At 44.1% G+C, this 12453-nt stretch carries 11 protein-coding genes; 10 read left to right on the top strand and 1 reads right to left on the bottom strand.

Annotated elements, in window-relative coordinates:
• Nucleotides 1–23 precede the first annotated feature (23 nt).
• Nucleotides 24–1277 (bottom strand): nucleotidyltransferase, encoded by a 1254-nt coding sequence (locus P343_RS22570; protein ID WP_023508994.1) that lies wholly within the window; start codon nucleotides 1275–1277, stop codon nucleotides 24–26.
• A 182-nt stretch (nucleotides 1278–1459) separates the two neighbouring features.
• On the opposite strand from P343_RS22570, the gene P343_RS22565 reads away from it, so the two are divergent.
• The 10 genes from P343_RS22565 to P343_RS22530 all read left to right on the top strand — a co-directional run bounded on the left by P343_RS22565 (nucleotide 1460) and on the right by P343_RS22530 (nucleotide 12429).
• Nucleotides 1460–1975 carry a YceD family protein gene (locus P343_RS22565; RefSeq protein ID WP_023508993.1) on the top strand — a complete coding sequence of 172 codons (516 nt, stop codon included), beginning with the start codon at nucleotides 1460–1462 and terminating at the stop codon, nucleotides 1973–1975.
• Nucleotides 1976–1999: 24 nt separating this feature from the next.
• A complete protein-coding gene (gene rpmF, locus P343_RS36625) occupies nucleotides 2000–2173 on the top strand; it encodes a 50S ribosomal protein L32 (protein WP_010026240.1) in 174 nt (57 codons plus the stop codon).
• A 159-nt stretch (nucleotides 2174–2332) separates the two neighbouring features.
• Nucleotides 2333–2893 (top strand): hypothetical protein, encoded by a 561-nt coding sequence (locus tag P343_RS0118480; RefSeq protein ID WP_084297713.1) that lies wholly within the window; start codon nucleotides 2333–2335, stop codon nucleotides 2891–2893.
• Nucleotides 2894–3307: 414 nt separating this feature from the next.
• Complete coding sequence (gene mraZ, locus P343_RS22560; protein WP_023508992.1) at nucleotides 3308–3739, top strand: division/cell wall cluster transcriptional repressor MraZ; 432 nt, start codon at nucleotides 3308–3310, stop codon at nucleotides 3737–3739.
• 66 nt (nucleotides 3740–3805) lie between these two features.
• Nucleotides 3806–4762, top strand: a complete 957-nt coding sequence (gene rsmH, locus P343_RS22555; RefSeq protein ID WP_023508991.1) for a 16S rRNA (cytosine(1402)-N(4))-methyltransferase RsmH — start codon at nucleotides 3806–3808, stop codon at nucleotides 4760–4762.
• Complete coding sequence (gene ftsL, locus P343_RS22550; protein ID WP_023508990.1) at nucleotides 4759–5115, top strand: cell division protein FtsL; 357 nt, start codon at nucleotides 4759–4761, stop codon at nucleotides 5113–5115. Before rsmH ends, ftsL begins: the two co-directional genes overlap by 4 nt.
• Nucleotides 5116–5129: 14 nt before the next feature.
• Nucleotides 5130–7325, top strand: coding sequence for a penicillin-binding protein (locus tag P343_RS22545; RefSeq protein WP_023508989.1), 2196 nt, complete (start codon nucleotides 5130–5132; stop codon nucleotides 7323–7325).
• 76 nt (nucleotides 7326–7401) lie between these two features.
• Nucleotides 7402–9342 carry a stage V sporulation protein D gene (locus P343_RS22540; protein WP_023508988.1) on the top strand — a complete coding sequence of 647 codons (1941 nt, stop codon included), beginning with the start codon at nucleotides 7402–7404 and terminating at the stop codon, nucleotides 9340–9342.
• Nucleotides 9343–9548: 206 nt separating this feature from the next.
• Nucleotides 9549–11018, top strand: coding sequence for a UDP-N-acetylmuramoyl-L-alanyl-D-glutamate--2,6-diaminopimelate ligase (locus tag P343_RS22535; protein ID WP_023508987.1), 1470 nt, complete (start codon nucleotides 9549–9551; stop codon nucleotides 11016–11018).
• 40 nt (nucleotides 11019–11058) lie between these two features.
• Entirely contained in the window at nucleotides 11059–12429 is a 1371-nt protein-coding gene (locus tag P343_RS22530) for a UDP-N-acetylmuramoyl-tripeptide--D-alanyl-D-alanine ligase (protein WP_023508986.1), read from the top strand.
• The last annotated feature ends 24 nt before the right edge of the window (nucleotides 12430–12453 follow it).

The raw sequence follows: 12453 nt of genomic DNA, 5'->3' as shown, positions 1-12453 counted from the left end.
AAGAAAAAGACGCTTTCGGATAATCACCATGATTCTCCGATAAAGCGTCTTTTTGATTCATCATAGCGTACAGGAGGGTGGCTGGTTTCCGTGAATGCATCCACACGCTGATCGCGTCCGGTTAGGTAATCATAGAGCTGTGCAGCTTTAATATCTTGATCAAGTAACGTTGAACGGTGTGTCCTTATTTTTGAAATCAACGGGATCGATGTTTTCTTGCGAATTTGAGAAAGGTATGCTTGGCCTTTTTGACTCATACCTAGTAGGCGGACATAATCCGGTTCACCATATGCGGCTAGCATCTTTGCGTCATCTTTTAAAGTATCTGTCAGAATATGCGCAGAGAGGCGCTGCAGCCTAGCCCAAGTATAGCGCTTTGTTTTAACTGCTGAGATAAACTCTTGGAAAGTCTGTGCCTTCCGTATACAGGCAATCAGTCGAGATTCAATGCCTTCTTCCATTTCGTAAATTTGTTCCAGCCGTTCTCGTTTTGAAGAAAGTAATTTATATTTCAGAAATGGGAAAAAACGTTCCCAATCTCCAAAGAGGTTGTTATCCTGTGATTTTTTCATTGTATCCAGTACGTGGGCTGGAATTTTGTTTTGAATTGCACTTAGAGATCCATTTTGTAACAGATGCAGCCTTATGCTCGAAGCGCTTGCAATAGAAGTGTGTGTTTCAAAGTTATAATCGTTATGTCCGGCTTCTTTACGCTGCACAGTCATTGGTACTATAGTGCTTTTCCGCTGCCAAATGGCTTTAATATAATGGAAACCCAGGCTGTTGTTCGGCTGGGAGAGATCGACCAAATCTTGTTTATATTCCTGAGCGACATGTCTGTATGCCGCTGCATGCGCGTTTGGATAGCTTATCCCTTTATCAAGTGCTGCTTTGAGCTGATCATCGTATGAGTCCTGATGATCGTGGATAAGGGTTAATGTATTTAGAAAAGGTTCGATTCGCCCGGATTCACTACTGAAAAAGAGTTGATTAACACCAAGCTGATCAAGTATGGCAATCGCTCCTCGTGCAAAGACATCTGCTTTGCCGACCGCAAATACATAAGGAAGTTCTACAACGAGATCGATACCAGACTGCAATGCCATTTGCGTTCGTGTCCATTTAGAAACGATGGCGGGCTCGCCTCGCTGCAGAAAGTCGCCGCTCATGACCGCAATAACCACGTCTGGATGCACGGTTTCACGCAGAACGTTCAATTGGTAGAGGTGTCCATTATGGAATGGGTTATATTCAGCGACAATTCCGGAAATAATCATTAGAGCTTCATCCTTTTGAAATCGAAATCATGAACGCATTCATTTTATCATATTCTTCGAAAGAAAGAGAAATTGCCAACAGTTTGTCAGCTGTGATAATCTTTAAATGTAGCCAACGCGGCGGATTGACATTCCGATTGGCGGGGCTTATAATAACATTTGTTGTCTAGAGGTGGTTCAGTATGTCTTTATCATGGTCCGTTCCTGAATTGATGCAGTTCAGGGAGGAGGGTATGAGTTTTCACGAAGAAGTTGTATTGCCTCTGGAATTGTTTCGCGCGGATCCTGAAATACGAAGTGTAGCACCTGTTGATGTTAAGGGTGTCGTGGAATTTTCAAAACGATCGCTTACTTTTCATTTACAGTTGGCCGGTAAGATTGTGTTGCCGTGCGCTGTAACTTTGGAGGATGTCGATTATCCCTTTCAGATCAATACCGCAGAGACATTTTTGCTGTCGGCGGGAAATGAGAACGAGATAGAGGGAGATTTCGTTCATCGTGTTGAGGACGAGCAGATCGACCTGATCCCTTATCTTGTTGAAGCTATATTGGTTGAAAAGCCAATGCGTGTTGTCAGTGAAAAAGCTCGTGCCGAGTCACATCTTTCCGGAAATGGCTGGACACTTGTCAATGAGGAAACGTCGAAGCAGCAGATTGATCCAAGGTTAGAAAAACTGAAAAAGTTTTTTGACGATTAACTATTGTCCGAGGAGGTGTCAACCGTGGCAGTACCTAAAAGAAGAACGTCAACTACTCGCAAAAATAAGCGGCGTACACATTTTAAGCTGGCCGTTCCAGGTATGGTGAAATGTGACAACTGTGGTGAATATAAATTAGCTCACCGGGTGTGCCCATCATGTGGCTCATACAAAGGTGAAGAAGTTGTTGAAAAATAATGCATGAATCTTTTGAGAAGCCAATGGCTTCTCTTTTTTTGTTTTTCCACATCCTCTGAAAGAAAAAAGCACGACCTCTTCTACCGATCCTATCAACTGCATAAAGTATAAAACAAGAGCAATGCTCAAATATGGATTTGAGAGAAAAGAGGGAAGAAGATGCCGTCAATAAGACAAGATGCGTGGACACACGCTGAAGACGTGACACTCGCGGACACGATTCTTCGCCATATCAGGGGAGGAAGCACACAATTGGCGGGCTTTGCTGAAGCGGGAGGCTTACTTTCCCGTACTCCGGCGGCATGTGGTTTTCGCTGGAATTCTGCTGTCCGTAAAACGTATGAGAAAGAGTTGAAAGAAGCAAAGGTAATCCGCAAAGAAAATAAAAGAGAAAAGAAGAAAGCAATAGGTCAGAGAGAGCCTGACAAAGAATTTACTCAGAAGCTCAACGTGCCCGAATCTCGATCCAAGTCAACCATCGCTGAACCGATCATTGATCAGATGATTCTTTTTTTGAATCAGCTAAAAAGTCGATCCGAATCTCAGGAGACCAGGCAAATTAACGAACAACTGAAAAGCTTGCGAATTGAAAATAAGCTTCTGGACGAAGCTTATCAGAAACTGCAAAAAGACTATGACGGTGTCAAACGAAATTATGAATCATTGCTCGATGTGCTGAAAGTGGTGGATCAAGCGAGAAAAGACATTCCTCATGTTTAATTGCATGGCAAAAAGTGCCCATAAAGGGCGCTTTTTTTTGTCCAAAGATAAGAAAATATAAGATTTTTGGCAAAATCAAGTAAACGATTAAACGCGAAGATGCGAGACTCCTGCGGGAATCGCGAGCCAAGTGAGACCCCGCAGGTAATGGCTTGTCTGAGGAGGCTCACGGATCGCCCGCGGAAAGCGAGCAATCGGAGCGTGGTCATGTTTAGTGTCTAGCCACTACATCGTGCGGAGTAAGGACCGGGCTTGTCCGGTTTTTCTAAGGAAAATGATAGGAAAAATAGTCTTGAAAACCTTTCCTTTTTTCTGCTTTTGAAGGAAAGATGGTTTGATGGAGCGAATATTAAAAATAAAGTGGTGGAAAGTGGGGGATTGTGGTAAAGTAAAACAAAAGAGGAGGCGACTCTAATGTTTATGGGCGAATTTAATCACAGCATAGACACAAAAGGGCGCCTCATCATACCTTCAAAGTTTCGCGAAGAACTCGGTGACACCTTCGTGGTTACACGTGGTCTTGATCAATGCCTTTTTGTTTATCCAATGGGTGAATGGCACAGAATAGAGGAAAAGCTGAAGGCACTGCCTTTTACAAAGAAGGATGCACGAGCTTTTACTCGATTCTTCTTTTCAGGAGCCAGTGAATGCGCATTGGACAAGCAAGGGCGGGTATCAATCAGCAACGGTCTCCGTGAGTACGCGAAATTGATTAAAGATTGTGTGGTCATTGGCGTTTCCACACGCCTTGAAATATGGGATCAGCAGGCTTGGGGTCAATATTTTGCACAATCTGAAGAATCATTTAATGACATCTCGGAGAGCTTGCTTGATCTCGATCTCTGATTATGAGTGTGAAACTGATCGAAAATAGCCTTGTCAGCATGTTCTTCGAGACGGGAGTCGGTTATTATGTTTGAACACATTACAGTGTTAAAGAATGAAGCGATAAAGGGATTGAATCTTGATCCGGATGGCATTTATGTAGACTGCACTCTTGGTGGAGGCGGACATAGTGAAGTTATTGCCACGCACCTCGAAGGCGGTCACTTATATGCATTTGATCAAGATGACGAAGCTCTGCGTGCTGCTTCCGCCCGGCTAAACCGGTATTCTGAAAAAATAACGTTCATCAAGTCTAACTTTCGTCATCTGGAGCATGAATTGCATGATCAAGGTATTGAGAAGGTCAACGGCATTCTCTTTGATCTTGGTGTATCTTCACCGCAATTTGATCACGCGGATCGCGGATTCAGTTATCAGCACAACGGTCCACTTGATATGAGAATGGATCGCCGTCAAGATCTTACTGCAGCCACAATTGTTAACGAATGGCCGGCTGATCGTCTGTCACGTATTTTTTTCATGTATGGCGATGAACGGTTTTCAAGACCGATAGCAAGAAAAATTGAGCAATATCGTGAGCGTCAGCCCATTGAGACAACAGGAGAACTCGCCGAAATCATTAAGGACGCCATTCCTGCTCCCGCAAGACGAACTGGCGGACACCCCGCAAAACGTGTATTCCAAGCATTGCGCATTGCTGTAAATGATGAGCTGGGAAGTTTTGACGAAGCATTGAGTCAATCGTTACGTTTGCTGGATATTGGCGGCAGGATTGCAGTGATCACGTTCCAGTCCCTGGAAGACAAACTATGCAAACAATTTTTTAAAAAATATAGTGAACCACCTGAGTTACCACCAGGCCTTCCGATTGTGCCTGAGGCTTATATGCCGGTTTTAACGAGAATCAGCCGGAAACCGATTGTTCCGACGCCCGAGGAATTGGCGGCGAATAATCGTTCCCGTTCGGCAAAACTGAGAATCGCCGAAAAAATTAGGGAAATTAAGGAGGATGAGGAGCAATGAATCAGAGTCAGCAAGCATTTAAGGTACAAAGACAGGAGTATGTAGAACCAAGGCGCCAGGAAGAGCAAATTGTGATTACCAGACGTGTGACAAAAGGTGAAAAAAGCCTCTGGATCATGGCGGGGGCGGTCATCTTTCTGCTGTCACTCTGTGTTGTTGCAAACCAGGCGAAACTATACATGGCTTCGCAGGATATTGCCTCCCTCCAGTCGAAGATCGACAATCAATCGAAAATCACGCAGCAATTGAAAGCTGATTCAGATAGTCTGAGTTCTCCTGAACGCATTGTTAGATTTGCTGAAAAAGAATTAGGCTTGAAATTGGACATTGAAAATATCAAGGTGCTTCCTTAAGGTGGTTTATTCACATGTTCCAAAGAAAAAGAAGATTAATAAGTTTTTGGGCAGGTTTAGTCGGCGTTCTTTTTATGCTGACTTTTTTTGTCATTATCGGACGTTTTGTCTACATTGCTCAAGGGAAAGAGATTAATGGTCATAAGCTGATTAACGTGGGGGAAAATCAATGGTCGCAATACAAGGTTGTCGATGAAAAAAGAGGAACGATTTATTCGGATAATGGGCGGATTCTTGCAGAGGATGTTCCCGCTTATACATTGTATGCCATTATTAGTCCAAATAGCGATAATCATGTGAAAGATAAGCAAAAGACAGCTAATGCCTTAGCACCAATTCTTGGAATGAAATCATCAGATGTTCTTGACATTCTGAATCGAAAGGCGTATCAGGTAGAGTTCGGGACAAAAGGTAAAATGTTGAGCTATGCCAAGAAAAAAGAAATCGACCGGTTGAAACTCCCCGGAATTGGCTATCTAACCGAATCGAAGCGCTATTATCCTGATCAGTCAAGTGCAGCATATACCTTGGGGTTTACTCAAATTAATCCTGCCAACAATCAACAAAAAGGTGTGTTCGGCATTGAACAATCCTTGGACCATTATCTGACGGAAAAAGACGGGTCAATCAGATATTATAGGAGTCTGTCCGGGGTGCCGATCCCTGATGAACATCAGAAACTCAAAAAATCATCGCCTGGAAAAGACGTCTACCTGACCCTCAACACACGTATTCAGACGGTATTGGATCAGGCGATGACAAGAGTCAACCAAGAATACAAGCCTGAAAATATGATCGGAATCGCGGCCGATCCAAAAACCGGAAAAATTCTTGCCATGTCCACACTTCCTGGCTTTAATCCAAATAAACGCGACATCAAACAATTCAGCAATGCAGCGATTTCTGAGCCTTATGAACCCGGATCCGTTATGAAAACCTTTACGGTTGCTTCGGCGATCGACGCGGGGGTTTATAAAGGATCGGACACCTATACATCTGGCGATTACAAAACGGATGGCGGAACAATTCACGACTGGAGACGTCAGGGCTGGGGGACAATCTCTTTTGATCAAGGCTTTGAGCTATCCTCTAACGTCGGTATGTCCGTTTTAACAGATAAATATCTGGGCGTTGATAAATTAGGCGACTATTTTCGGAAGTTTGGCTTTATGCAGAAAACAGGAATTGATTTACCTGGAGAACGTTCAAGTCTTGTCAACTGGCATTGGAAGCTTGACAAACTCGAAGCTTCATTTGGACAAGCTTCAGCATTTACAGCGATACAGATTGTTCAGGCTGCAACAGCGATCGGAAATAATGGAACGATGATGCGTCCCTATGTGGTTGACAAAATTGTCAATCCAAAAACAAAGAAAACAATTTTGCAGCACCATCCTGTTGTGGCAGGTCATCCAGTTTCAGCTGCTGCGGCAGAACAAACTCGTGCACTCATGCGTAAAGTTGTCACGGATAAAAATGTTGTCAATGGAGCGAGTGCTACCGGTCTTGCCTATGATCTACCGGGTTACGACGTTATCGGAAAAACAGGAACCGCTCAAATTTCGCAGAACGGACAATACATGTTTGGGAAAAATAATTATGTCTACTCATTTCTCGGTATGGCGCCGCAAAAGAATCCTAAACTGATCGTCTATGTCGCCGTCAAGCAGCCCCATTTAAAGGCTACCGATTTAGGAGCTGAGCCAGTGGTTGACATCGTTCGTCCTGTCATGACGAGTGCATTGCAATATTTGCAGGTTGACAAGAAGGCGAGTGCATCTGATGTAAGACAAGAGCTTCCGTCAATTAAATTTGGAGACTTCACCGGAACAGACATGAACGCGACCGCTCAGAGCCTGACGAATCAGGGGATTGTTCCGATCACGATTGGTTCTGGAACAATCGAAAAACAAATGCCATATCCAGGCGAGAAACTATTTGCCGGGAGCAGAGTTATTCTGTCTGGAGGCGGAACGAAAAAAATGCCGGATCTTTCAGGATGGTCGCTGGCCGACACGATGAAACTGGCGGATATGGAAGATATAAAGCTGGTTACCAAGGGAGACGGCTTTGTTGCTTCACAAAGCCCTGCAGCAGGTCAACCATTGAAATCTGGCAGTGTTCTAACGATTCAATTACAAGCTGAAAAAACCAATGATCAAGCACATGCGGGTACGTCATCATCGGTTCAACAGCAGAATAATCCATAATCCACAATAGAGCTTGTTCTATTTTTCCACGTTCACTCATATGAGTAGGACAAGGAAAGATGGGAGGGGGCTTATTGTGCGTGTGTCGAACGTAACGGTAAAAAGGCGGCTGCTTTTTTTCTTGTCTGTAGGGCTTTGCGTATTTGCTGTCTTTATCGTAAGACTGGCCTATGTACAGCTATTTGAGAACAATCAACTGACCAAAATCGCACTGGATTTATGGAGCCGCAGAATACCTTATGAGGCAGAACGTGGCCGGATTTTAGACAGCCGAGGAAAAGTGCTTGCAACAAATATAAGCAGTCCGTCGGTTCTTGTTGTGCCCCGGCAGGTGAAAAATAAAAATGAGACTGCGGCAAAGCTTGCTTCAGTACTCAATATGAGTCAAAAAAAGGCTTATGAAAAAATAACAAAAAAAGAATCGATCGTACGCATTACGCCCGAAGGCAGAAAAATCTCTAATGAAAAAGCGTCACAAGTCAAAGCTTTAGGGCTCCCTGGCGTCTTTGTTGCGGAAGACTTTAAAAGAGATTATCCAAATGGGAACTACCTCGCCCATGTCCTTGGATTTGCAGGCATTGACAATCAGGGACTAACCGGGCTTGAATCCTATTACAATGAAGGACTGAAAGGCGAGAATGGCCATGTTGCCTTTTTCTCTGATGTCCACGGCAACCGTATGTCGAGCCTCAAAGACAAATATATTCCTCCGACGAGTGGTTCGAGCCTTCAGCTGACTATTGACTCGCGTGTACAGTCGATCATCGAACGTGAACTGAATAATACGGTTGCAAAATACCATCCCGACAGCGCAATGGCAATCGCTATGGATCCGAACTCAGGGGCGATTCTCGGTATGTCTTCCAAACCGGACTTTAATCCGGAAAATTATAAAAAAGTACCACCGGAAATTTATAATCACAATCTGCCGATTTGGAAAATGTATGAACCGGGTTCAACGTTTAAAGTCATCACGCTTGCAGCTGCACTTCAGGAAAAAGCTGTTAATCTGAAGAATGATCATTTTTTTGATTCGGGAGCGATTGATGTTGCCGGCTCAAATCTTCATTGCTGGAAAAGAGGCGGACATGGGGATGAGACATTTCTGCAAGTTGTACAGAATTCTTGCAACCCAGGTTTTGTCGCGCTTGGAGAACGTGTAGGGAAAGACAAACTTTTCTCATATATTCATAAATTTGGATTCGGTGAAAAGACAGGGATTGATCTTCAGGGAGAGGCTAAAGGCATTTTATTTAACAAAGACAAAATTGGTCCTCTTGAAGCCGCTACGACTGCATTTGGTCAGGGCGTATCTGTTACACCGATTCAACAGATTGCTGCTGTATCGGCGGCGGTAAATGGCGGGTATCTCTATCAGCCGCAGCTGGCGAAAGCTTGGATTGATACCGACACAGGAAAGACCATCAACCGAGTCGAACCTGTCATGAAACGGCGAGTTATTTCAGAACAAACGTCAAAAGAAGTTCGAAATGCCCTTGAAAGTGTTGTTGCACAAGGAACCGGCCGTAACGCCTATGTTCAGGGATATCGCATTGGCGGAAAAACAGGGACAGCGCAAAAAGTCGATCCAAAAACAGGCAGGTATATGAGCAATAACTATATTGTTTCTTTTATGGGCTTTGCGCCAGCGAATAATCCGAAAATTGTTGTCTATGTTGCGGTTGATAATCCAAAAGGAACGGTTCAATTCGGCGGCACGGTTTCTGCGCCAATCGCTGGCAGGATTATTGGGGACAGCCTGAGTGCTATGGGTGTCAAAAAACAGACCGGCGGTTTGGAAAAAGAACTGCGTTGGCCTGACCAGCCGTTAGTAAAGGTACCGAATCTAAAGGGTATGGGTAAAGATGATTTGAGAAATGCACTGTTTGACCTGAAACTTAAGCCGGAAGGCAGCGGCAATGTTGTGACCATGCAGTCGCCAAAGCCGGGAATTAAGGTCAAACAAGGTTCAACAATAATGATATACTTAGGTGACAAAAAGAAAACAGACGATTAAAATAAGCAATGGACGCAAGGAGCCGGCGTGTCTTAAAGCCGGCTCCTGGGCATACATAAAGAAAAGGGAAGCTTTCAACAAAGAATTTCTCACCCAGGCCCTTTTTCGGTGTCAGTTATTTCTTAAGTGAAAGCTGCTTCCTGTTTTCTTAAAATGATTTTTGTATGTAAGAATCCACATTAAGTTGATGAGGGACGTGTCAAGGAATGAAACTTGCGGATTGCCTAAAGGCACTCGCTGATTTTCGACAAAAAAATATGGGAGATCCAGATATCAGCGAGATCACCATCGATTCTCGGCAAGTAAAACCGGGATCCTTGTTTTTTTGCATAAAGGGACATCATGTTGATGGTCATCTTTTTGCAGTTCAGGCGGAAGAACGTGGCGCAGCTGCAATTGTCGCTCAAGATCCCATTGATGTTTCGGTTCCTGTCATTTACGTTAATGACACACACAGAGCACTTGCGATGATTGCTGATCGTTTTTACGGGTTTCCAAGCCATAATCTCCATCTGATCGGCGTTACAGGCACCAATGGGAAAACAACGATCACGTATCTTGTGCAATCGATACAAGAAGCCGCAGGCATTAATACTGGATTAATCGGAACAATGGGCATGCGCTATAAAAATAAATATATACCAGTTCAAAACACAACGCCTGAAGTGCACTTGATACACAAGAATCTTGCTGACATGAAAAATAACGGCGCGGGATCGGTAGTCATGGAGACATCCTCTAACGCGCTTTATGATGGAAGAGTTCATGGATGTGATTTTAACGTTGGTATCTTTACGAATCTGACTGAAGATCATTTGGATCTGCATGGAACGATGAAGGATTATATGTATGCAAAAAGCCTCCTTTTCTCTCAGCTGGGCAATAGTTATAGAAACGACGAGATAAAGGCGGCCGTTTTGAACGTTGATGATCCTGCCTCAGAGGTCTATAAACATATGACTGCGGCACATGTCATTACTTATGGCATTAATAAGCTTGCCGACTACCACGCGACATCCATTCAAATTACGCCATCAGGAACAACATTTATTCTAGAAGTCGGCGAAAATAAATATCCGGTTTCAATGAAACTGATCGGCAAGTTCAGTGTTTATAATGTTCTTGCAGCACTTGCAGCGTGCTCACTTAGCAAAATTGGTATCACAGATATGATCAAGACGGTTGAACAAATTAAAGGAGTGTCGGGGCGCTTCGAACCGGTAGACGCTGGTCAGAACTTCACGGTGATCGTTGATTATTCGCATACGCCGGACAGTCTTGAAAATGCACTGAGCACGATAAAAGAATTTGCTGAGAAACGGATCATTGCTATTGTGGGATGCGGTGGTGATCGGGAACGCGGGAAAAGGCCGATTATGGCGAAGATCGCTGTTGATGAGAGTGATCTGGCTATACTTACTTCGGATAACCCTCGTACCGAAGATCCGGAAGCGATACTCGCGGAAATGGAGACTGGAATTAAAGGTCGTTCGTATATGAAAATCACCGATCGACGTGAAGCGATTCGCTATGCGATGCAAAATGCTGAAGAAGGAGATATCGTGCTGATTGCAGGAAAAGGACATGAGGATTATCAAATTATCGGTACAAAAAAACATCACTTTGATGACCGTGAAGAGGCGCGTGCAGCGATTGTAGCGCGACTGAATAAATGAACGGACAGTTTAATGCTGTTCGCAAAAGGGAGAGTAACAGATGAGTATTGGAGTAGATATAGTCAGGGGTCAGGCGATTCAGACGATTGGCGATGCCGGACATTTAGACCGCCTGAATTTGATGCCGGACAGTCGCAAAATAGTGGCTGACGGTCTCTTTGTACCTCTGGTAGGGGAACACTTCAATGGTCACCATTATTTGGAACAGGCGATTGAACATGGGGCAGTAGCGGCGATCTGGATGGAACGAGAACCGCTTCCGGAACATCTTCCGCAAGGTTTTCCGTTGTTTTTTGTTCGTGACACACTGTCGGCAATACAAAGCATGGCAAAAAGCTATCTTAATCAAACCCGTCCGAAAATCATTGCAGTGACAGGATCAAATGGAAAAACAACGACGAAAGATATGCTTTACGGGATTCTTCATCAGTCATTCAGGACATATAAAACACAGGGTAATTTTAATAACCATATCGGTGTACCGCTCACAATACTATCAATGCCAAAGGATACGGAAGTGCTTGTTCTGGAAATGGGTATGAATCATTTTGGTGAACTTACCTTTCTGAGCCAAATGGCAAAACCGGATATCGCGATAATCACAAATATTGGCGAGTCGCATATCGAATATCTTGGCAGCAGAGAAGGAATTGCGAAGGCAAAACTCGAAATTGTGAACGGGCTCAGAAAACGAGGGACTTTGATCCTGGATGGCGATGAGCCGCTTCTTGCTGACATTCAGACCTATGCTTTTCAGATTGTGCGCTGCGGATTCAGCAACGGGAACAACTGGCGAATCACAGATATTGTTGAATCTGTGTCCGGAAGCAGTTTCTCACTGAACAAACAGAAGGAAACATTTAATGTTCCTGTACTTGGCAGGCATAATGTGAAAAACGCAGTGCTCAGTTTCGCAGCGGCACGGATCCTGGGAATGGATATGGAGAAAATCCGAATAGGATTGGAAAAGCTAAGCCTAACAAAATTGCGTTTTGAAAGAGTTGATGGGCTAAACGGCTCTGTACTGATTAATGACTGCTACAATGCAAGCCCGACATCGATGAAAGCCTCGTTAGAAACCTTAAAGACATTGCCGGGGTTTAAGAAGCGGATAGCAGTTCTAGGCGATATGTATGAGCTAGGAAAAGATGAAGAGGCGCTGCATAAAAGTGTAGCCGCTGCTCTAGGAGCGCCGCTGACCCATGTCGTGACCATCGGCGAAAAAGGTGCATGGATTGCCGATGGACTTCGTGAAAACGGCGGTGTCAACTTAGAGGTCCGCTCATTTCCGACAAAAGCGGAAGCTCAACCCTATCTTGAATCACTGTTGAGTGAAGATGCTGTAATGTTGTTCAAAGCGTCGAGGCTCCTCGCGCTAGAAGAACTTTCAGGCAAACTTTGTGCTAAATAATCTTTGAATCATAAAGCATGATAT

Source organism: Sporolactobacillus laevolacticus DSM 442 (genome assembly GCF_000497245.1).
In the GTDB taxonomy this organism is placed as follows: domain Bacteria; phylum Bacillota; class Bacilli; order Bacillales; family Sporolactobacillaceae; genus Sporolactobacillus; species Sporolactobacillus laevolacticus.
Note: the sequence above shows the minus strand (reverse complement) of the source record. Positions and strands in the feature narration are given on the sequence as shown.

Coding starts and splice junctions, on each gene's coding strand:
- P343_RS22570 (WP_023508994.1), bottom strand. CDS start 1,277: ATGATTATTTCCGGAATTGTCGCTGAATATAACCCATTCCATAATGGA.
- P343_RS22565 (WP_023508993.1), top strand. CDS start 1,460: ATGTCTTTATCATGGTCCGTTCCTGAATTGATGCAGTTCAGGGAGGAG.
- P343_RS0118480 (WP_084297713.1), top strand. CDS start 2,333: ATGCCGTCAATAAGACAAGATGCGTGGACACACGCTGAAGACGTGACA.
- mraZ (WP_023508992.1), top strand. CDS start 3,308: ATGTTTATGGGCGAATTTAATCACAGCATAGACACAAAAGGGCGCCTC.
- rsmH (WP_023508991.1), top strand. CDS start 3,806: ATGTTTGAACACATTACAGTGTTAAAGAATGAAGCGATAAAGGGATTG.
- ftsL (WP_023508990.1), top strand. CDS start 4,759: ATGAATCAGAGTCAGCAAGCATTTAAGGTACAAAGACAGGAGTATGTA.
- P343_RS22545 (WP_023508989.1), top strand. CDS start 5,130: ATGTTCCAAAGAAAAAGAAGATTAATAAGTTTTTGGGCAGGTTTAGTC.
- P343_RS22535 (WP_023508987.1), top strand. CDS start 9,549: ATGAAACTTGCGGATTGCCTAAAGGCACTCGCTGATTTTCGACAAAAA.
- P343_RS22530 (WP_023508986.1), top strand. CDS start 11,059: ATGAGTATTGGAGTAGATATAGTCAGGGGTCAGGCGATTCAGACGATT.